The 18,746-nt window shown below is 70.4% G+C and carries 20 protein-coding genes and 6 tRNA genes; 17 read left to right on the top strand and 9 right to left on the bottom strand.

Annotated elements, in window-relative coordinates:
• Window positions 1–5: 5 nt before the first annotated feature.
• On the top strand, window positions 6–398 hold the full coding sequence (locus ACIBNA_RS28310; RefSeq protein WP_399168015.1) for an NUDIX domain-containing protein: 393 nt from the start codon (window positions 6–8) through the stop codon (window positions 396–398).
• Window positions 399–414: 16 nt separating this feature from the next.
• Here ACIBNA_RS28310 and ACIBNA_RS28305 read toward each other — a convergent pair whose 3' ends face one another.
• Complete coding sequence (locus ACIBNA_RS28305) at window positions 415–1,890, bottom strand: protein kinase (RefSeq protein WP_399168014.1); 1,476 nt, start codon at window positions 1,888–1,890, stop codon at window positions 415–417.
• A 195-nt stretch (window positions 1,891–2,085) separates the two neighbouring features.
• Between ACIBNA_RS28305 and ACIBNA_RS28300 the strand changes: the two genes are divergently transcribed.
• From ACIBNA_RS28300 to ACIBNA_RS28285, 4 genes are all read left to right on the top strand, one after another.
• Complete coding sequence (locus ACIBNA_RS28300; protein ID WP_399168013.1) at window positions 2,086–2,325, top strand: hypothetical protein; 240 nt, start codon at window positions 2,086–2,088, stop codon at window positions 2,323–2,325.
• 234 nt (window positions 2,326–2,559) lie between these two features.
• Window positions 2,560–2,766, top strand: a complete 207-nt coding sequence (locus ACIBNA_RS28295) for a hypothetical protein (protein ID WP_086565651.1) — start codon at window positions 2,560–2,562, stop codon at window positions 2,764–2,766.
• A 356-nt stretch (window positions 2,767–3,122) separates the two neighbouring features.
• Window positions 3,123–4,064 carry a phosphotransferase family protein gene (locus tag ACIBNA_RS28290; RefSeq protein ID WP_399168012.1) on the top strand — a complete coding sequence of 314 codons (942 nt, stop codon included), beginning with the start codon at window positions 3,123–3,125 and terminating at the stop codon, window positions 4,062–4,064.
• A 79-nt stretch (window positions 4,065–4,143) separates the two neighbouring features.
• Window positions 4,144–4,434, top strand: coding sequence for a zf-TFIIB domain-containing protein (locus ACIBNA_RS28285; RefSeq protein ID WP_351416600.1), 291 nt, complete (start codon window positions 4,144–4,146; stop codon window positions 4,432–4,434).
• A 92-nt stretch (window positions 4,435–4,526) separates the two neighbouring features.
• On the opposite strand, the gene ACIBNA_RS28280 is transcribed toward ACIBNA_RS28285, so the two are convergent.
• From ACIBNA_RS28280 to ACIBNA_RS28260, 5 genes are all read right to left on the bottom strand, one after another.
• Window positions 4,527–4,598 (bottom strand) — tRNA-Val (locus ACIBNA_RS28280).
• 43 nt (window positions 4,599–4,641) lie between these two features.
• Window positions 4,642–4,713 (bottom strand) — tRNA-Val (locus ACIBNA_RS28275).
• Between the two features lie 25 nt (window positions 4,714–4,738).
• Window positions 4,739–4,810 (bottom strand) — tRNA-Val (locus ACIBNA_RS28270).
• 1 nt (window position 4,811) lies between these two features.
• A tRNA-Cys gene (locus ACIBNA_RS28265) sits at window positions 4,812–4,885 on the bottom strand.
• A gap of 37 nt (window positions 4,886–4,922) precedes the next feature.
• Window positions 4,923–4,995 (bottom strand) — tRNA-Gly (locus ACIBNA_RS28260).
• A gap of 178 nt (window positions 4,996–5,173) precedes the next feature.
• On the opposite strand from ACIBNA_RS28260, the gene ACIBNA_RS28255 reads away from it, so the two are divergent.
• The 3 genes from ACIBNA_RS28255 to ACIBNA_RS28245 are packed head-to-tail and all read left to right on the top strand — an operon-like array spanning window position 5,174 to window position 7,914.
• Complete coding sequence (locus tag ACIBNA_RS28255; protein ID WP_399168011.1) at window positions 5,174–6,217, top strand: chorismate-binding protein; 1,044 nt, start codon at window positions 5,174–5,176, stop codon at window positions 6,215–6,217.
• Window positions 6,214–7,035, top strand: a complete 822-nt coding sequence (locus ACIBNA_RS28250) for an aminotransferase class IV (RefSeq protein ID WP_399168010.1) — start codon at window positions 6,214–6,216, stop codon at window positions 7,033–7,035. The genes ACIBNA_RS28255 and ACIBNA_RS28250 overlap by 4 nt, the downstream gene beginning before the upstream one ends.
• A 54-nt stretch (window positions 7,036–7,089) precedes the next feature.
• A complete protein-coding gene (locus tag ACIBNA_RS28245; RefSeq protein ID WP_399168009.1) occupies window positions 7,090–7,914 on the top strand; it encodes a GNAT family N-acetyltransferase in 825 nt (274 codons plus the stop codon).
• A gap of 43 nt (window positions 7,915–7,957) precedes the next feature.
• On the opposite strand, the gene ACIBNA_RS28240 is transcribed toward ACIBNA_RS28245, so the two are convergent.
• Entirely contained in the window at window positions 7,958–8,482 is a 525-nt protein-coding gene (locus ACIBNA_RS28240; protein ID WP_399168008.1) for a DsbA family protein, read from the bottom strand.
• Between the two features lie 163 nt (window positions 8,483–8,645).
• Between ACIBNA_RS28240 and ACIBNA_RS28235 the strand changes: the two genes are divergently transcribed.
• A complete protein-coding gene (locus ACIBNA_RS28235; RefSeq protein WP_399168007.1) occupies window positions 8,646–9,083 on the top strand; it encodes a hypothetical protein in 438 nt (145 codons plus the stop codon).
• 153 nt (window positions 9,084–9,236) lie between these two features.
• Window positions 9,237–9,413 carry a hypothetical protein gene (locus ACIBNA_RS28230; RefSeq protein WP_020272479.1) on the top strand — a complete coding sequence of 59 codons (177 nt, stop codon included), beginning with the start codon at window positions 9,237–9,239 and terminating at the stop codon, window positions 9,411–9,413.
• A gap of 83 nt (window positions 9,414–9,496) precedes the next feature.
• Here ACIBNA_RS28230 and ACIBNA_RS28225 read toward each other — a convergent pair whose 3' ends face one another.
• Entirely contained in the window at window positions 9,497–10,057 is a 561-nt protein-coding gene (locus ACIBNA_RS28225) for a CGNR zinc finger domain-containing protein (protein WP_399168006.1), read from the bottom strand.
• Window positions 10,058–10,392: 335 nt separating this feature from the next.
• Complete coding sequence (locus tag ACIBNA_RS28220; protein WP_004002642.1) at window positions 10,393–10,806, bottom strand: SsgA family sporulation/cell division regulator; 414 nt, start codon at window positions 10,804–10,806, stop codon at window positions 10,393–10,395.
• Between the two features lie 191 nt (window positions 10,807–10,997).
• Between ACIBNA_RS28220 and ACIBNA_RS28215 the strand changes: the two genes are divergently transcribed.
• From ACIBNA_RS28215 to ACIBNA_RS28185, 7 genes are all read left to right on the top strand, one after another.
• Window positions 10,998–11,456: a TIGR02611 family protein gene (locus tag ACIBNA_RS28215; protein ID WP_399168005.1), complete on the top strand. Its 459-nt coding sequence runs from the start codon at window positions 10,998–11,000 to the stop codon at window positions 11,454–11,456.
• Between the two features lie 78 nt (window positions 11,457–11,534).
• A tRNA-Val gene (locus ACIBNA_RS28210) sits at window positions 11,535–11,606 on the top strand.
• A 414-nt stretch (window positions 11,607–12,020) separates the two neighbouring features.
• Entirely contained in the window at window positions 12,021–13,310 is a 1,290-nt protein-coding gene (locus tag ACIBNA_RS28205; RefSeq protein ID WP_399168004.1) for an ABC transporter substrate-binding protein, read from the top strand.
• Window positions 13,310–14,311 carry a carbohydrate ABC transporter permease gene (locus tag ACIBNA_RS28200; RefSeq protein WP_399168003.1) on the top strand — a complete coding sequence of 334 codons (1,002 nt, stop codon included), beginning with the start codon at window positions 13,310–13,312 and terminating at the stop codon, window positions 14,309–14,311. The genes ACIBNA_RS28205 and ACIBNA_RS28200 overlap by 1 nt, the downstream gene beginning before the upstream one ends.
• Window positions 14,308–15,189 (top strand): carbohydrate ABC transporter permease, encoded by an 882-nt coding sequence (locus tag ACIBNA_RS28195; RefSeq protein WP_399168002.1) that lies wholly within the window; start codon window positions 14,308–14,310, stop codon window positions 15,187–15,189. Before ACIBNA_RS28200 ends, ACIBNA_RS28195 begins: the two co-directional genes overlap by 4 nt.
• Before the next feature lie 12 nt (window positions 15,190–15,201).
• Window positions 15,202–15,792: a hypothetical protein gene (locus tag ACIBNA_RS28190; RefSeq protein WP_399168001.1), complete on the top strand. Its 591-nt coding sequence runs from the start codon at window positions 15,202–15,204 to the stop codon at window positions 15,790–15,792.
• Window positions 15,793–15,907: 115 nt separating this feature from the next.
• The gene (locus ACIBNA_RS28185; protein WP_399168000.1) at window positions 15,908–18,643 is read left to right on the top strand and encodes a Tat pathway signal sequence domain protein; all 2,736 of its coding nucleotides are present in this window, start codon (window positions 15,908–15,910) and stop codon (window positions 18,641–18,643) included.
• Window positions 18,644–18,746: the final 103 nt, after the last annotated feature.

Raw genomic sequence — 18,746 nt, 5'->3', positions numbered from 1 at the left:
CGTACGTGGAGCAGCGCCAGGCGATCGTCGCCGTACTGCGCCGCGGGGACCGCGTCCTCGCGATCCGGCGCGGCCCGGCGGTCCCCCGTCCCGGCTACTGGCAGCCGCTGAGCGGCAAACTCGAACCGGGCGAGACCCAGGAGCAGGCGGTGGTCCGGGAGGTCCGCGAGGAGGTCGGCCTCACCGTCGTACCCCTGGCGAAGGTGTGGGAGTCGGAGACCGACGACCACCGTTTCCGCCTCCACTGGTGGACCGCCCGCGCGGACACGGGGGAGGTAGTCCCCGACCCCGGCGAGGTCGCCGAGACCCGCTGGGTCACGCCGGGGGAGTTCCTGACGCTGGACCCGGTCTTCGACGGCGACCGCGAGTTCTTCGAGCGCATCCTGCCGGAGCTGTGACGGCGGACCTGAGCCGCTACGGTTCGAACCCCTGCGGTTCGACGTCCTGCGGTTCGTAGCCCCGCTGGACGTGCTCCTGCCGGACACCGCCCCCGTCGCCGCCGAGTCCCCGCGCCGAGCCCTGACAGCCCTGCACCAGGGCGATGCCGACCGCCACCAGCAGCGTGACCACGACGAACACGAACAGTCGCTGCCGCAGCAGCCGCGGATTGGCGGGCCGCAGCCCGGTCCCCGTGTTCCTGGACGCCGGCCGCCCGGTACCGCTGGAGGCCGGGCGGCTGCCGCTGCCCGACCGGGTCCCGTTGCGTCCGGTGGGCGTCGGCCGTGATCCGGACCGCGACGGGGTGCCGTCGCGCGAGGCGCCGGTGCCGCGCACCGGAGTCCTGCCGCGGCTCCCGCCGCCCGTCGACCGGTTTCCGCCGCCCGTCGACCGGGATCCGCCCCGCGCGCCGGCGCTTCCCTGGGAAGCCGGACCGTCCGGCGACGGAACGCCGTCCCCGGGCCCCGAGGAGCGCCGCGGCGGGGGAGTTCCCCGGCCACGCTGCGCCCCGGACGCCCCCGCACCCTGCTGTCCCTGCGGACGCCGGGCGCGCTCGGGGTAGGTGTCGGCGGGCCGGTCCGTGTCGGCACCGCGCGGCGCGGGCGGCCGTACGCCGGCGAGGTCCTGCGCCTCCCGGGCCGCGATCTCCTTGAGCCGCATGGACAGTTGGAGCGTGCTGGGCCGTTCCTCGGGGTCCTTCGCCAGGCACGCCCGCACGAGCGGAGCCAACGCGTCGGGTACGCCGTGCAGCTGCGCTTCCTCGTGCACGACGCGGTACAGCATCACCTCGGAACTGCCGTGCCCGAAGGGCGAGTCGCCCATCGAGGCGTACGCGAGCGTGGCACCGAGCGAGAACACGTCCGTGGCCGGTGTGACGGCGGCCCCGCGCACCTGCTCGGGTGCGAGGAAGCCCGGCGAGCCGACCGCCGTACCGACGTGGGTGAGCGTCGAGGCGCCGGTGGCCCAGGCGATGCCGAAGTCGATGATCCGCGGCCCCTTCGGGGACAGCAGGATGTTGGACGGCTTCAGGTCCCGGTGCACGACCCCGGCCTCGTGCACGGCGACCAGGCCCTCCGACAGGGCGGCCCCGACGGCCGCGACGTCGGCCGCGCCGAGCGGTCCCTCGGCGGCGACCTTGTCGTGCAGGGAGGGGCCGGGCACGTACTGCGTGGCGAACCAAGGCCGGTCCGCGTCCAGGTCGGCGGCCACGAGCCGTGCCGTGCATCCGCCGCGGATCCGTCTGGCCGCCGAGACCTCACGGGCGAAGCGTGAGCGGAACTCCTGATCCTCCGCCAGGTCAGGCCGGATGACCTTGAGCGCGACCCGCTGCCCCTTCTTGTCGGAGCCCAGGTAGACCACGCCCATCCCGCCCGCGCCGAGCCGTCTGTGAAGCCTGAACGAGCCGACGACGCGCGGGTCCTCGCGCCTCAGGCGCATCATCGCCATGTTCATCCCCGCTGCCCGGTCCTGTGACGAGCCACAGCTTACGTTTCCACAGCCGCCCGCGCGCAGAGGCCGCGCCCTCTCGGGGCGACGGATTGTCAGTGGTGGGTGGGAGACTTGAAGAGTGGTCAGGGGGCGTGCGGACAGGCCGCGTTCGCGCGGGGGATGGCCCCAACCGCCTGCCACGGAAGGGGGATTGGGCCCGTGAAGGGTGACCGTGTGGAGATAGTCGTGGACGCCGGCGACACGACGCGCACGTATGAGGTGGTGGCGAGCAGGGCGGGCCGCAGGGTGGAGACGGCGGTACGCCGAGGTGTCGTGGAAGTGAGCGAAGTCACCCGAAGTGGGACGGTCGTACGGACTGCCCGTTTCATGGCGAACCGAGTGCTGGCCCTGGTGGAACAGCCCGTTCCACGGGAGGAAGGCTCGGACAAAGCGGGCTGAGCCGGGCGTCCCTTCGGGGAAGACCCTGAGACCTGGGGTCCCGTCTCCACCCAGGGGAGTACATCGCGGGTGACGGCTCATCCTCCGGGAGGCCCGGCAATCGGTACGAGGGCATGACGCCCTGGGAGGGCCCGGCGCCTAAATTTGAGGTCAAGCGGCGGGTGCAACACTCGTCCCCCGAGGTCAGACACCCGCCGCTGCCAACGACAACTGAGAACGGTCAGGAGAGGGACCATGGCCCACACGGCACCGCGGACACTGATCCGCGAGGAGGGACGCAAGGTGTACGCCGCCGCGTTCCGCCGCCGCCAGGGCCGTCGCCACCCCGTGGTGGCGACGCTGATGGCCCTTCCCCTGGCGGTCCTGCTCCTCCTCGTCTTCGACGGGTGGGAGACAGTGGCCACACAGGCGTCGTCCGTGGGAGAGATGCTGGGGCGCTGAGCGGCGACCCCAGGCCCGGAAGAGCGGTCCGGGCGGGGACATCCCACCCATGAAACCCCGTGGGGACGGGGGTGCGGCGGACGGCACAAATGCCGGCGCAGCTGGGGAGCTGCGCCGGCATTACTTTTGTGCGCGCGGGCGGCTGCGGGTCCGCAGAGCTGCGGGCTCTCAACTGCCGCAGGCCGCCGGTCTCGCCTAGCTGCGGGCCATCGTGCCGCTAAGGGCGGCACCCGTCCCAAAAAAGCGGCACCCCGCTCCGCCGGGCTGCGGACCCACCCGGCCCCGGCACCGCCGCCGAGCACCTGAACCCAACGGTGCCTTACAGCCCGGCCACACCTGCGCGTACGCTCGCCCCGGTGAAGCCCGCCCCCGCCCTGCTCGTACAGCAGCTCACCGCCAAGGCCCGAGCCACCGCCCACACACGCTCCTCGGCCTGCCCCTGTGGAGCAGCCACACTCGCGGACCACCCCGACGGCATCGTCGTACGGCACGCGGACACCGTCGCGAAGGCCCATCCCGAAGACACCGACCCCACGGAACTGACCAGCCGCCTCACCATCGCCACCCACCACCCCGGCATCCTCCTGCCCCCACTCGCCCCGACCCCGGCCGACCTGCACGGCCGCCTCGTGACGTTCTGGCCGTACGGCACCCCCGTGGACCCGGACACCCCCGACGCCGCCCCCTGGGAAGCCGCCGCCACCCTCCTCGCCCGATTGCACCGCGCCCCGGCTCCGCCGCAAGCACCCACCATGCGAGGCCCCGCCAAGGCAGCTCGCGCCATCGCCCGGCTCCGGGGCGCCGGCCCGCACCCCGCCGCCGTCCCCGTCCTGCGTGCCTGGGACACCCTCCCCGCCTGGGCCCGAGCCGAGGCCCCGATGCCGCACACCGCCACCTTGTGCCACGGCGACCTCCACCTAGGCCAGCTCCTACGCCACCCCGCCCCCGAGGGCCCCTGGCTGCTGATCGACGTGGACGACCTCGGCGTCGGTGTCCCGGCCTGGGATCTCGCCCGCCCCGCCGCCTGGTACGCCTGCGGACTGCTCCCGCCCGGCGAATGGGCCCGGTTCCTCGCCGCCTACCGTGCCGAGGGCGGCCCGGCGGTCCCGGTCGACGGCGATCCCTGGCCCGCCCTGGACGTCCCCGCCCGCGCCCTCACCGTGCAGACCGCGGCCCGCGCCGTCGCCAAGGCGGTCGCGGCCGGCCGTCCTCTGGACGAGGTGGAGCAGTCGGTCGTGGACGCCTGTGACCGAATGGCCACCGTCCCGGCGCAGTTGGCGCAGGAGCACGCGAAGTAGGGTGCAACCGACCACAGCCGGACAGAGTCTGTCCTGGCGACACACGAAGCAGGACCGACCGGCGAGGAGTTGAACCACCATGCAGTGTCCGAAATGCCGTGCTCCGATGCACACGTACAACCGCAACGGTGTCCAGATCGAGCAGTGCAGCGGCTGCCGCGGGATCTTTCTCGACTACGGCGAGCTGGAGTCGCTGACCCGTCTGGAGGCCCAGTGGTCCCAGTCCGCCCCGCCGCCCCCGCCCGCCCCGCAGGCCTACCCCGCCCCTCCGGCCCCCGCCTGGGGAGCCCCGCACGGTGGCCACGGACACCATGGCCACCACGGTCACCACCGGCAGAAGAGCTTCGGGCGCATGCTGTTCTCGTCCTGACACGAGGACCGCGACGCGAGGACCGCGGCATGACGATCGCGACACGACGAAGCCCCCGGCCGATGCGTACGGCCGGGGGCTCCGGTGTGGTGTGGACGATACTGGGATTGAACCAGTGACCTCTTCCGTGTCAGGGAAGCGCTCTCCCGCTGAGCTAATCGTCCTCGGGACCATGACCACTCGGTGCAACGGATCATGGGCACTGCGTGCGCGATACTGGGATTGAACCAGTGACCTCTTCCGTGTCAGGGAAGCGCTCTCCCGCTGAGCTAATCGCGCGGGTCGGATCTTCGAGCAGATCCAGTGGACGATACTGGGATTGAACCAGTGACCTCTTCCGTGTCAGGGAAGCGCTCTCCCGCTGAGCTAATCGTCCTTGGAGGTGGAGACGGGATTTGAACCCGTGTAGACGGCTTTGCAGGCCGTTGCCTCGCCTCTCGGCCACTCCACCAGGAGCGTAGGGGACCGGGAAGCCCCCTGTTCCTTCGAGCGGACGACGAGGCTCGAACTCGCGACCTCAACCTTGGCAAGGTTGCGCTCTACCAACTGAGCTACGTCCGCTTGTCGTTTCGGTCCGCTCTCGCGGCCCGGCGACGAGTTGAACTCTAGCGGATTCCGGGGCCAGCACAAAAACGCGTTTGTGCAGCGTGCTGCGCTTCCCCTGCTCAGGGCGGTCACAGGGCCTCACGAAGGGACATCCCCCGGTCACCCGCAGGACACCCGCCATAGACTCGACCGCGTGCTTGACCTCCCTGCTCTCGCTCGCTTCGGCGACCGTGTCGCCACCGGGCTCCTCGACGTCACCGATGATCCGCAAGCCCTGGAATCCCGCGGCTTCTGGGCCGTATGCGCCGACTTCGAGGGCCGTCTGACCTGCGCCCGCTTCCGGGACGTGCGGAAGGCGGCCGTGCCCGCCCCCGTGCCGGGCGCATGGCGGGGCCCGGCGGCGGGTGACTGGACGTCGTCACTGGACCGCGCAGCGTACACGGCGGCGGTACGCCGGATCCGCGAGCACATCGCGGCCGGCGAGGTTTACCAGGCGAACCTGTGCCGGGTGCTGTCCGCGCCCGTCGCGCCCGGCGCCGACGTGGACGCCCTCACCGCACTGCTGGGCCGCGGCAACCCGGCACCGTATGCAGGAACGATCCGCCTGCCCGGTCACGGCGTGGAGATCGCCACCGCGTCCCCCGAACTGTTCCTGCGGCGCGACGGACGCGTCGTCGAGTCGGGGCCGATCAAGGGCACCGGCCGCACCGAGGCGGATCTGCTGGAGAAGGACTACGCCGAGAACGTGATGATCGTGGACCTGGTCCGCAACGACATCGGGCGGGTCTGCGCCACCGGCAGTGTGAAGGTGCCCGACCTGTGTGCCGTCGAGAAGCATCCGGGGCTGGTCCATCTCGTGTCGACGGTCCGTGGTGAGCTGCGGAGCGGGGCCGGCTGGGCCGAGCTGCTCGCCGCCGCCTTCCCGCCCGGCTCGGTCACCGGCGCGCCCAAGTCGAGCGCGCTGCGGATCATCGACGCGCTGGAGACGGCGCCCAGAGGGCCGTACTGCGGGGGGATCGGGTGGATCGACGCCGACCGGCAGGCCGGTGAGCTGGCCGTCGGCATCCGTACCTTCTGGATCGACCGGGCCGACGGTGTGCTGCGCTTCGGCACCGGCGCCGGCATCACATGGGGCTCCGATCCCGAGGGCGAGTGGCGGGAGACCGAGCTGAAGGCGGCCCGGCTGCTCGCGATAGCGTCGGGAGTGTACGAGGTGAGTGGAGAGGACCTGACGTGAAGATCTGGCTCGACGGCGGCCTGCAGGACATCGAGTCCGCCCGCGTCTCCGTCTTCGACCACGGGCTGACTGTGGGAGACGGCATCTTCGAGACGGTGAAGGCCGTGGACGGCCGGCCGTTCGCGCTCACGCGGCACCTCGACCGGCTGACCCGGTCGGCGCGCGGCCTCGGCCTGCCCGACCCGGACCACGACGAGGTACGCCGCGCCTGTGCCGCCGTCCTCGAGGCCAACCCCATGCCGCTCGGCCGCCTGCGCATCACCTACACCGGCGGCCACGGCCCGCTGGGCTCCGACCGCGGCGAGCACGGCCCGACCCTCGTCGTCGCCCTCGGCGCGACGACCCGCCGCCCCGACTCCACCGCCGTGATCACGGTCCCCTGGACGCGCAACGAGCGCGGCGCGCTCACCGGCCTGAAGACCACCTCGTACGCCGAGAACGTCGTCGCCCTCGCCCGCGCCCGCGAACAGGGCGCCTCCGAGGCCCTGTTCGGCAACACCGTGGGTCAGCTGTGCGAGGGCACCGGGTCCAACGTCTTCGTCGTCCTCGACGGCGAGATCCACACCCCGCCGCTCGCCTCGGGCTGCCTCGCGGGCATCACCCGCGCGCTGGCGATTGAATGGACCGGCGCCGAGGAGACCGACCTGCCGCTGGACGTCCTGGAGCGGGCCGACGAGGTCTTCCTCACCTCCACGCTGCGGGACGTCCAGGCCGTGCAGCGCGTCGACGACCGCGAGCTGCCCGGCGCGCCGGGGCCGGTGACCGCCAAGGCCATGCGGATCTTCGAGGAGCGGTCCGGGAACGACCTCGATCCCTGACAGCCCCCGCTTATTCGGCTGACCAGGGCCGTGGTTGCGGGTAGAACACCCCTGATGACCACGACCCTGCGGCCGACCGAGCCGCTTCAGCAGAACGCCGACGGGACGCGCTCGCGCCGCTACCAGGTGTGCGTGAACAGCCGTCCCGTCGGGGCGATACACCTCGGCACGCATCCCGTGTTCGGCGACGCCGTGGCCCGGATCACGAAGCTGCGCATAGAGGAGCCGGACCGCAGACGCGGCCGGGGCACGGTGGCCGCGCTCGCCGCCGAGGAGGTGGCGCGCGGCTGGGGGTGCCGCCGTATCGAGGCGACCGTGCCCGCCGACGCAGCCGCGGCGTTCCGGCTCGCCACCGCGCTCGGCTACGTCGTGCGCAACCGCGGCATGGAGAAGCCCCTCGGCGACACCCCGCCGGAGCTGCCGCAGGGCAGCCGTGCCCGGCCCATGACCGAGGCGGAGTTCGGCCCCTGGCTGGAGAAGAGCAAGGAGGACTACGCGCAGAGCTGGATCGAGCGGGGCGTCCCTGAGGCCGAGGCCCGCGCCAAGTCGGAGCGGGACAACGCCAACCTGCTGCCCGACGGCCTCGCCACCCCCGGCATGCTCATCAGCGTCCTGGAACACGAGGGGACGGCGGTGGGCGTGCTGTGGCTCGCGGTCCGCGAGGACAGCGCCTTCGTCTTCGACGTCGAGACCCACGCCGCTCACCGCGGCAAGGGACACGGCCGCACCCTCATGCTGCTGGCCGAGGCCCAGACGATCGTCGAGGGCAGGCGCGCCATCGGCCTCAACGTCTTCGCCGGCAACACCCCGGCCGAACGGCTCTACGCGTCGCTCGGCTACGAGACGAAGGGGTACGCGATGTACAAGCCACTGGTGTAGCGGCCGGGCAGGGGTCCGGGGGCCACGGGCGGGGAGCGTCGGGTCAGCCCTGCTCCTCCGGTTCCCGCCTGGGCAGCAGCCGGTCCGCGATCTGCTCGATCCGCTCGCGCAGCCCTTCCTGGCTCTTGCCTCCGTCGAGCCGCTCACCGCCGATGACGTACGTCGGGGTGCCGGTCACGCCGATCGCCTTGCCCTCGGCCTGGTCGGCGTCCACGATCAGGATGTGCCGGCCGTCGATCAGGGCCGTGTCGAACTCCTCGGCGTCCAGGTCCAGTTCGCGGGCCAGCTCGACCAGGAAGGGTTCTCCCTCACGGCCCAGCTCCTCGACCCGCCCCAGGAGCGCCTCGGCGTACTCCCAGCCCCGGCCCTGCTCCCACGCCTCCTCCGCGGCCTGGGCGGCTGCGAAGGCGTGCTTGTTCTTCTCCAGGGGGAAGTGCCGCAGCCGCAGCTCCAGACGGGCGCCGTAGCGGGCGCGCAGGGCACGGAGGTCGTCCAGCGCGGTGCGGCAGTCCGGGCACTGGAGGTCGCACCAGACCTCGAGGACGGGGGCAGGGGAGGAGTCGCTCATACCCACATTCTCCCAGGCCCTGCACCCGCACCGGCACCTGCGGAGGAGGCGACCCGGAGATGTCCCTGATGTCGGGCCGGGGCATGGCCCGCCGGGGTACGGCGGGTGCAGGATGGAAGGGACGAAGTGCCCCTGCTCGACCGCGCCACGCCTGGAGGACCGGATGATTGCCGAGACCGTCTGCTCCGCCGTGTCCGCGGCAGGCCTGGGCATCGCGGCCGTCACGGCGTACCGCAAGCGCTTCCTCGCGGCGACCCGTATCGCGGCGTACTCGCTCGTGCCGATCGGCCTGGTGATGACGGGCGTCGTCGAGTGGCTGGCCGACACCGCGTTCAGCCTGACCGCCTGGGCGGGCTTCGGGGTGCTCGGTGTCGCATGGCTGCTGTTCATGACCACGCGCGTGGTGGAGCGCCGCCGCGGCGGCACCCGCAAGGAACGCAAGGCGGCCCGCGCGGCTGCCCAGCAGGATGCGGTGGCTCCGGCGTCCTCGGCGCCCTCCCTGGGCCAGGGATCCCGCCCGGCCGCCCGGCCCGCGGCGGCGTCCCGCGGCGACGACGACTTCAGCGACATCGAGGCCATCCTCAAGAAGCACGGCATATGACGGCCGCGCCGCCCGGCGAATCGTCACAGTGGGTCCGAGGGTGCGCGCAAATGATCACAACCTGAACCGGACCTCGCGGAATCGGCGCACTCCCGCACGGAACGGGGCCGCTGATCGCCTCCGGCCCGGCGACTGCGTCATCATCGCGGCGAGATGCTGGACACGACGGAACAGAGCGACCCCGCGCCGCCGCAGGACGAGCCACGTCCCCGGCAGGACGAGCCACGTGGTTGCCTCTTCGCCCTTTCCCAGCCACCGCTGATGATCTTCCTTGCGGTGATCGGGAGTCTGCTGCTCATGGCCTCGTTGCACGATCTGCTGTTGCTGTGAGCCGTACCCGCGGTACCCGGCGTCACCCGCCGGGACCGCGTCGGCATCGACGATCCGCCCGCCACTCGCCCCCGCGGTGGCGGTCAGCCCGCCGCCTCCTTGCGACGCGCCCGGTACGCGGCCACGTGCAGGCGGTTCCCGCAGGTGCGGCTGTCGCAATAGCGCCGCGAGCGGTTGCGGGACAGGTCGACGAAGGCCCTCCGGCAGTCGGGCGCCTCGCACCGTCGCAGCCGCTCCTGCTCCCCGGCGACCACGAAGAAGGCCAGTGCCATCCCGCAGTCGGCGGCCAGGTGGTCGGCGACGGAGGCACCGGGCGCGAAGTAGTGCACATGCCAGTCGTAGCCGTCGTGGTCCGTGAGCCGGGGTGTGGTGCCGGCGGCCGCGACCAGCTCGTTGATCAGCCCGGCGGCGCTCCGGGCGTCGGGGGCGGCGAAGACGGCGGCGAACCGCCCGCGGACCTTGCGCACCGCGGACAGGTCGAACTCCGAGAGCACTCCGACATCGCTGATCTCGTGGTTTCGTACGAAGTCCGCGAGTGTCGCCACGTCCGGCAGCCCGTCCGCTGCCGTGTCGTCCTCCGGTGCGGTGTTCACCAGATCGACCACGGTCTCGAGGGCGCACCGGGTGTCGTGGGTGATCAGCACGATTCGCTCCCTGGCCTGGGGGTCGGGCAGGCGCCCGCCGATGCTGGCCGATGGTAACGGCTCCACCACCGCCGGACCGGCCTCATGCCCGCACATGGCTTCGAATACAACGCCGCCCGGCAAGCCATGGTTCCCGCCCGCCCTCAGGGCGGCGGCAGACCGGCCGCTGCGGGCTTCCGCCCGGCGGCACGGGCGAGCCGAACGGCGGCACACGCGAGCCGGCGCCGCCCCGCGTGATCCGCGGTGCCGGCGCCGGTGTATCCCGTATGCGGTTGTCCAGGCCCGAGCCGTCTCCCCGAGTCGACGGCGCCGGGCGGCTTTGTGAGGGCCTCGCCCTAGCTTTCCGCCAGGATGTGCGAGAGCTCCTGATCGAGGTCGAAGTGCCGGTGCTCCGTGCCGGGCGGCACGGCGGCGTCGGTCCGCTTCAGGAAGGACTCCAGGGCCCGTGCCGGGGCCTCGAGCAGGGCCTCGCCCTCCGGTGAGCTCAGGGCGATGCACACGACGCCCTGACCGTGGCTGCGCGACGGCCAGACGCGGACGTCGCCGGTGCCCGTAGGGCGGTGAAGTCCCTCGGCGAGGAGGTCGCGGGCGAACACCCACTCGACGGTCTCCTCGGCTCCGGTGTGGAAGGTGGCGTGCACGGCGTAGGGGTCGGCCGTGTCGTACCGCAGGCCTGCGGGGACAGGCAGGGAGGACTCGCTCGACACAACGAGGCGCAGGTGCAGCTCGCAGCTGACCGTGGTGTTCATAAGCGCCAGGGCCTTTCGCTCAGTGTGCGCTCGGGGATTCGCACGTCGGCGAAATCGACATGCCACCTACGGTGCCGTTGTAAACCCCTCTGAGTGTTTTGCGTGCCTTTATGTAACTCGTCCGGCCGAGAGATCGTTCGCGCCGTGCGTCCATTCCGGTGACTGGTTTCGCTCGGGTAGTGTTTGGCCGTATGAATACGGGGAGTGACGAGCCGGGCGAGGTGGCCGTGGCGTCGGAAGAGACGGGTACGGACGAGGTGCGCAGCGAGCAGGACAGGGGGCTCGGCTCGCGGGCGCCCGAATTCATCAAGGCGCGTCGCCTGCTGCACGTGAGCTGGCAGGTCGGCGTCTTCATCATCGGGCTCGCGGTCGTCGTGACGGGCATCATCATGCTGCCCCTGCCGGGACCGGGCTGGGTCGTGATCTTCGGCGGCATGGCGATCTGGGCCACCGAGTTCGTGTGGGCCCAGCTGGTGCTCCGCTGGACCAAGCGGAAGGTCACGGAGGCCGCGCAGCGCGCCCTCGATCCCAAGGTGCGGCGCCGGAACATCATCCTGACGGCCATCGGGCTGGTGATCGTGGCCGTACTGGTCGGTATTTACGTGTGGAAGTTCGGCATCGTCATGCCGTGGAAGATCAAGAACCAGTGAGCCCCGGCAGGTGTGCCGGTGCCGGCCGGCGCTGGTCACAGGCACCCCCTGACATGCGGTAATGTTCTTCCTGCGTCCGGGCGATTAGCTCAGTGGGAGAGCGCTTCGTTCACACCGAAGAGGTCACTGGTTCGAACCCAGTATCGCCCACCCGGATCGGCGGCCCACCTGCGAGTACGCAGGTGGGCCGCCGTCGTGCGGGTATCCGTCGTCACGGCTGCCGAACGCCCCGCGTGCCGTTCTCCTCCAGGGTTCCGCTGACGGAAACCGGCCGCCTTGTGAGCGGCTCCACGCCAGCCACCCCGGCGTCGTCTTTCGGTCGCTCCCGAAACCCGTGTGAGCGGCCCGGCCGCGTTCGGTCGGCCGACCACCCCCGTCCGACCAGTGACGTCACCCTGGCGGACCCGGCGCGCCCCCGCCCCGCCCGGCCTCGCCTCCGGCCCGCTCGGTAAGAAAATCTTGTCCGAATCATTGACGCACCCTCAGCCCCTCCGTAACTTGTGCCAGCAAGCGCTTACTTGAAACGATTCATGCGAGCGGGACGACGTGCGGGGAGGTCCAACCGTGGTGAACGGCGGGAATGTTGAGAGACGTACGATTCTGAAGGTGGCCGGGGCCACGGCGGCCACGCTGGGGCTGGCCGCGACCACCGGCTGCGGTGGCGACGGAGGGGCCTCCGCGGACGGGACGGTGACGATCCGTTACGCGTGGTGGGGCGCGGAGGACCGCGCCCAGCGCATCAACAAGACCATCGCGCTCTTCGAGAAGAAGTACCCGAAGATCAAGGTGAAAACGGACTTCCAGCAGTACATCGACTTCTGGAAGAAGTTCAATACCCAGGCTTCCGGGGGTAATCCGCCGGACGTCTTCCAGAACGCCGTTGGATTCCTGCGCAAATACGACGCGAAGAACGTGCTGCTCGATCTCGGCGAACAGGTCAAGGCCGGCAACCTCCGGATGGACGGATTCCGCGCCGGACTCGAGAAGTTCGGCGAGATCGACGGCAAGCTCCTCGGAGTTCCGGTCGGTTCCAACTCGATGGCTCTGGTCATCGACAAGCCCGTCTACACCCGGGCCGGTGTGAAGCCGGAGCAGGGCTGGACCTGGGACGACTACGACGCGGCGATGAAGAAGATCCGTGACAAGACGGGCCGCGCCGGCGACAGCGGCATGTACGGCACCATGTACCTCTACGACCTCTACCTGCGCCAGAACGGCAAGGCGTTCTTCACCGAAAACGGACTCGGCTTCACCGAGGCCGATCTGACGGACTGGTGGGCCAAGGCCAAGAAGGGTGTCGAGGAAGGCCTCTTCTCCGATCCCAAGAAGGTCGTCCAGATCAAGCCCAAGTCGGCGCTCGCCGGGGAGCTCTCCGGCGGCGAGTTCACCTGGGACAACTTCACCGTCCGCTACACCGCCGAGGGCAAGAGCGAGTACGCGCTGGCGCCGATTCCCACCACGGACGGCAAGAAGACCGGCCAGTACCTCGGCTCGCTCATGCTGAGCGCCTCCAAGCGCACCAAGCACCCCAAGGAGGTCGCCCAGTTCATCGACTTCATGGTGCACGACCCCGAGGTCGCCAAGATCATGGGCTACGACCGGGGTGTGCCCGCGACGCAGGCCCAGTTCGACGCGTACAAGCCGACCGATCCGGTCAACAAGGCGATCGCCGCCTACGAGGAGTCCCTCGTCGAGGCGGGTGTCCTGGAGCCCATCACCCCGCACCCGAACGGCGCGGACATCTGTGAGTCCGCCTTCCTGCGCATCGCCGAGGAACTCGGCCTGGGCAAGCGGTCGGTGGACGACGCCGTCAAGCAGTTCTTCACCGAGTCGAAGACGGCTCTCGGCAGCTGATGGGAACCACCGTGACACACGCCCCTGCGATGGAGGGCCTGTCCCAGGACTCCGAGCCGCGGCACGGTCCGGTGAAGCCCGCGCGCCCCGCCGCCCTCAAGCGGCGGCGGCGCCGGGAGAACCTGGCCGGCTATCTCTTCATGTCCCCCTGGATCGCCGGGTTCCTGCTGCTCACCGCGGGCCCGATGGTCGCCTCGCTTTACTTCGCGTTCACCGACTACAACCTGTTCGACGCCCCCAAGTGGATCGGCCTCGACAACTTCTCCGAGATGTTCGGCGATCCCCGCTGGCGCCACTCGGTGCAGGTGACGCTCTGGTACGTCGTCGTCGGAACGCCGCTCAAGCTGCTCGCGGCCCTCGGTGTGGCCCTGCTCCTCGCGCAGAAGCGGCGCGGACAGGCCTTCTACCGGGCCGCCTTCTACGCGCCGTCGCTGATCGGCGCCAGCGTCTCCATCGCGATCGTCTGGAAGGCGATCTTCTCGGACGACGCGATCGTGGACCGCGTGCAGAAGACCTTCGGGATCGACGTCGGCGGCTGGACCGGCGACCCGGACATGATCATCTACAGCCTGGTGGCGCTCACCGTCTGGCAGTTCGGCGCGCCCATGGTCATCTTCCTGGCCGGCCTCAAGCAGGTCCCGCGCGAGCTGTACGAGGCGGCCGAGGTCGACGGCGCGGGCAAGCTGCGGCGGTTCTGGAACATCACGCTGCCGATGATCTCCCCGGTGCTCTTCTTCAACGTCCTGCTGGAGACGATCCACTCCTTCCAGATCTTCAGCTCGGCGTACATCGTCGGCGGCGGCGCCGGAGGCAACGCCTGCGGCCCCGCTGACGGCTCGATGGTCTATACCTGCTACCTCTACGTCCAGGGCTTCGAGAACAGCCGGATGGGTCTGGCCTCCGCCATGGCCTGGATGCTGCTCGTCGCGGTCGCCCTGGTGACGGCGGTGCTGTTCTGGTCCCAGAAGCGCTGGGTGCACTACGAGGAGGGCGCCCGATGAGTGCGCAGGTCACCGACGCAACCCCACGAGCGGGCGGCCTTCGGCACAAACTGCCCGGATCCCTCGCCTGGCACATCGGGTCCCTGCTGATCCTCGCGGTGATCCTGTACCCGGTGATCTGGGTCATCGGCGGCTCCCTCAAGAAGAGCGAGGACATCGTCGGCAGCCTGGACCTCCTGCCGGGCGACCCGATCCTCGACAACTACAAGAGCCTCGCCGACGGCATCGCCGACATCTCGATCTCCACCTTCTTCTTCAACTCGCTCTTCCTCGCGGTCGGTTCGGTGATCGGGATCGTGGTGTCCTGCTCGCTGACGGCGTACGCCTTCGCGCGGATCAGGTTCGCGGGCCGCAACCTGCTGTTCACGCTGATGATCGGCACCCTCCTGTTGCCGTACCACGTGCTGCTGATTCCGCAGTACGTGCTGTTCCGCAACATGGAGATGATCAACACGTACACCCCGCTGCTGCTGGGGAAGTACCTGGCCACGGAGGCGTTCTTCGTCTTCCTGATGGTGCAGTTCATGCGCAACATGCCCAAGGAACTCGACGAGGCGGCCCGCCTCGACGGGTGCGGGCACTTCCGCATCTACTGGTCGATCATGCTTCCGCTGTGCCGCCCGGCACTGATCACCAGCGCGATCTTCACCTTCATCAACTCCTGGAACGACTTCATGGGCCCGCTGATCTACCTCAACGAGCCCGACAAGTACACGGTCTCCCTCGGCCTGAAGATGTTCGTCGACCAGGAAGGGCTGGCCAACTACGGCGGCATGATCGCCATGTCGCTGGTCGCCCTGCTGCCGGTTCTCGCCTTCTTCCTCGCCTTCCAGCGGTACCTGATCGACGGCATGGCGACGTCCGGTCTGAAGGGCTGAGGTGAGCCGGCCATGGCCCAGACGCGAGTGAAGGCACGGGGGGAGTCGGCTTTCGCCGAGCGGTTCGCGGTGTTCGCCGAGTGTCTGCTGACCGGTGTGTGGATCGCGGTGGCCTCGCTGGGTGTCGTGACGTACCCGGCGGCCTTCGCCGCCGGGGCGCGGCACCTGCGGCGCCGTACCGCGCACGAGGGCGGTGGCTGGCGGGAGTTCGTCGCCGACTTCCGTACGGCCGTGCGCGGCGGGTGGCTCGCCGGGCTCGCCGGGTGGGCGGCGGTGGCCGCGGTCTGGGTGGACGTGCAGGCGGTCCGGGCGGGGATCCCCGGCGGGCCGCTGGTCGGGGCCGTCGGAGTGTTCGCGCTGATCGGCCTGGTCGTGGCCGGGCTGCGTGCGGCGGCGGTCTGGGAGCCGGGCGCCCGCTGGCGGACCCTGCTCGCGGCTGCCTGGCGTCGGACGGTCCTCGACCCGGCCGGGTCCTTCCTGATCATCGCCGGGCTGGCCGTGGTGGCCCTGTCCGCCTGGTTCGCCGCGCCGCTGGCGGTCGCCGTCCTCGGGGCCGTCGCGGCGGCGGCCGTCGCCGTGGAGGAGCGGTACCGGCACCGCTGACCGGCGGTGCCCTCGTCCCAGGCCGGCGCCCCCGGGTGCCGCGTCTCTCACTGTCATGCCCCTGACCAGTCGCACGGATGTGCTTCCCGCACGGACAAGGAAAGGCAGTATCTCTATGTCTCCCATCCCCCGCAGGAACCTCCTCAAGGCGGCCGCCGTCGCCGGAGCCGCCGCCCAGTTCAGCTGGGCCCTGGGGACACAGGACGCGCAGGCCGTCCCCAGAGCCGAGCCCGCCGACGCCGATCCGGTGACCCTCGACTGGCTGGAGGACGGCGGTCTCGGCGCGGCCCCCGGCTCCACCGTCGGCGTCCCCTGGCCCAAGGGCGCCTACCGGAAGGACCAGACCTTCGCGCTGACGGACGCGGCCGGCAAGGCCGTACCCGTGCAGTCGTGGCCGATCGCCTACTGGCCCGACGGCTCCCTCAAGTGGACCGCCCACGCGGTCGGTTCGGGCGACGGCAAGCTCACCCTCACCGCCGGGACGCCCGCCGCACCGCAGAAGAAGGTCACCGTCGACAAGAGCGGCGGCACCATCGACATCTCCACAGGCGTCATCACCGCGAAGATCGGCAAGTCCGGCTCCACGATCGTCAAGTCGGTCACCCGGGGCTCCACGGAGATCGCCAGGAACGGCCGGCTCGTGCTGATCCGCCAGCCCGAGATCGAGGACGAGGACCAGGGCGCGGTCAAGACCGAGCGCTTCGACGGCGCCGTCGACAAGGTCACCGTCGAGCAGGAGGGGCCGGTCCGCGCGGTCGTCCGCATCGACGGCAAGCACCGCAAGGGCGGCCGCAGCTGGCTGCCCTTCTCCATCAGGCTCTACTTCTACGCGGGCGCCGAGTCGTTCCGCATGGTCCACACCATCACCTACGACGGCAAGCAGGAGCCCGGGAAGGCGAGCGGCGACTTCATCCGCGGGCTCGGCGTGCGCTTCCAGGTGCCGATGCGGGACGCCGCCTACGACCGGCACATCCGCATCGGCGGTGAGGGCACCGGCCTGCTGCGTGAGGCCGTCAAGGGCATCACCGGACTGCGGCGGGACCCGGGCGCGGCCGTGCAGGCGGCGCAGTACGAGGGGAAGAAGCTGCCCGACCCGGCCACCTGGGACCAGCGGGTCACCACCAGGCTCCAGTACATACCCGAGTGGGGCGATTACACCCTCTCCCAGCTGTCCGCCGACGGCTTCACCCTGCGCAAGCGCACCAAGAAGGGCTACGGCTGGATCGCGGCGGGCGGCGGCCGGCGCGCCTCCGGCTTCGGGTACGTCGGCGGGGTGAGCGGCGGCTTCTCCTTCGGCCTGCGCGACTTCTGGGAGAAGTTCCCCGCCCAGCTCGACATCCGGGACGCCCACACGAAGGAGGCCGAGGTCACCCTCTGGCTCTGGTCCCCCGAGGCCCAGCCCATGGACATGCGCTTCTACCACGACGGCATGGGCCAGGACACCTTCCCCGAGCAGATCGAGGGCCTCAACATCACCTACGAGGACTACGAGCCCGGGTTCGGTACTCCCTACGGCATCGCCCGCACCTCCGAACTGCTCTTCTGGGCCAACGAGTCCACCCCGAGCGCCGACCAGCTCGCCGAGCAGGTCGAGGCCGTCCGTGTGCTCCCGCAGCTCGCCGCTCCGCCCAAGCAGCTGATCAAGGCGGGCGTCTTCGGCAAGGGCCTGTACGCCGAACCCGACCGCTCCACCCCCGCCAAGGCCAAGATCGAGGACCACCTCGACTTCCTCTTCACCTACTACAAGGACCAGGTGGAGATGCGCCGGTGGTACGGCTTCTGGGACTACGGCGACATCATGCACACCTACGACACCGTCCGGCACCAGTGGCGCTACGACGTCGGCGGCTACGCCTGGGACAACTCCGAGCTGTCGCCCGACCTGTGGCTCTGGTACGCGTACCTGAGAAGCGGCCGCTCGGACATCTTCCGCTTCGCCGAGGCCATGACCCGGCACACCGGTGAGGTCGACGTCTACCACCTGGGCAAGTGGGCGGGCCTCGGCACCCGGCACGGCGTGCAGCACTTCGCCGACAGCGCCAAGCAGCAGCGCATCGCCAACACCACGTACCGGCGCTACTACTACTTCCTCACGGCGGACGAACGCGTCGGCGACCTCATGCACGCCAACGTCGACTCCGACGAGACGTTCCTCGCCCTCGACCCGCTCCGCAAGATCCGCACCGAGCCCTACACACCCGACCGGCACGCCCTGTCGATCGGCTTCGGCACCGACTGGAGCGGCCTGGTCTCGGCGTGGCTGACGGAGTGGGAGCGCAAGGGCCCCAAGTGGGAGAAGGCCAGGGCGCGCGTGCTGTCCACCATGGAGACCATCGCCGCCCAGCCCAACGGCTTCGTCCAGGGCAGCGGCCTGTACGACCTGGACACCGGCAAGTTCGCCGTCGCCGACAAGCCCAAGGTCGAGGTCTCGCACCTGTCGGCGGTCTTCGGCCTCAACGAGCTGTGCGCCGAGCTCATCGACCTGGTCGACATGCCGAAGTTCAACGAGGCCTACTTCGACTACTGCCGCTACTTCAACGCCACCAAGGCCGAACAGGCGGCCCGCTACGGCTCCAACTTCGGCAACCTGCTGCTCTTCCAGGGCCACTCGCGCCTCGACGCGTACGCCGCCGTCCAGACCGGTGACGAGAAGCTCGCGGGGCGCGCGTGGGACAAGTTCTACAACTCCGACGGCTACAAGGAGTCCGCCCCCTGGAAGACCGAGAAGCTCAGCGGCCCGCTCTCGCTGGTGCCGGGCAGCGAGGCGCGCTGGGTGTCCACGAACGACACCTCGCTGTACGGCCTCGCCGCCATCGAGAACCTGGCACTGCTGGGTGACAAGATGCCGTAGCCGACCCTTAGGGCCTGTCGTTTGGATCACGCCGCAGACGCGGGGTCTGGCACGCACCTCTGCGGCGTTGTCGTCGGTTGCCGACGCTCCGCGTCGACGCCCT

This window comes from Streptomyces sp. NPDC050164 (assembly GCF_044459945.1).
GTDB lineage: Bacteria > Actinomycetota > Actinomycetes > Streptomycetales > Streptomycetaceae > Streptomyces > Streptomyces coeruleorubidus_A.
Note: the sequence above shows the minus strand (reverse complement) of the source record. Positions and strands in the feature narration are given on the sequence as shown.

What these genes read in the sequence shown, in the direction of transcription:
- ACIBNA_RS28305 (WP_399168014.1), bottom strand. Translation starts at nt 1,890, where the DNA reads ATGAACATGGCGATGATGCGCCTGAGGCGCGAGGACCCGCGCGTCGTC.
- ACIBNA_RS28295 (WP_086565651.1), top strand. Translation starts at nt 2,560, where the DNA reads ATGGCCCACACGGCACCGCGGACACTGATCCGCGAGGAGGGACGCAAG.
- ACIBNA_RS28285 (WP_351416600.1), top strand. Translation starts at nt 4,144, where the DNA reads ATGCAGTGTCCGAAATGCCGTGCTCCGATGCACACGTACAACCGCAAC.
- ACIBNA_RS28245 (WP_399168009.1), top strand. Translation starts at nt 7,090, where the DNA reads ATGACCACGACCCTGCGGCCGACCGAGCCGCTTCAGCAGAACGCCGAC.
- ACIBNA_RS28240 (WP_399168008.1), bottom strand. Translation starts at nt 8,482, where the DNA reads ATGAGCGACTCCTCCCCTGCCCCCGTCCTCGAGGTCTGGTGCGACCTC.
- ACIBNA_RS28235 (WP_399168007.1), top strand. Translation starts at nt 8,646, where the DNA reads ATGATTGCCGAGACCGTCTGCTCCGCCGTGTCCGCGGCAGGCCTGGGC.
- ACIBNA_RS28230 (WP_020272479.1), top strand. Translation starts at nt 9,237, where the DNA reads ATGCTGGACACGACGGAACAGAGCGACCCCGCGCCGCCGCAGGACGAG.
- ACIBNA_RS28220 (WP_004002642.1), bottom strand. Translation starts at nt 10,806, where the DNA reads ATGAACACCACGGTCAGCTGCGAGCTGCACCTGCGCCTCGTTGTGTCG.
- ACIBNA_RS28215 (WP_399168005.1), top strand. Translation starts at nt 10,998, where the DNA reads ATGAATACGGGGAGTGACGAGCCGGGCGAGGTGGCCGTGGCGTCGGAA.
- ACIBNA_RS28200 (WP_399168003.1), top strand. Translation starts at nt 13,310, where the DNA reads ATGGGAACCACCGTGACACACGCCCCTGCGATGGAGGGCCTGTCCCAG.
- ACIBNA_RS28195 (WP_399168002.1), top strand. Translation starts at nt 14,308, where the DNA reads ATGAGTGCGCAGGTCACCGACGCAACCCCACGAGCGGGCGGCCTTCGG.
- ACIBNA_RS28190 (WP_399168001.1), top strand. Translation starts at nt 15,202, where the DNA reads ATGGCCCAGACGCGAGTGAAGGCACGGGGGGAGTCGGCTTTCGCCGAG.
- ACIBNA_RS28185 (WP_399168000.1), top strand. Translation starts at nt 15,908, where the DNA reads ATGTCTCCCATCCCCCGCAGGAACCTCCTCAAGGCGGCCGCCGTCGCC.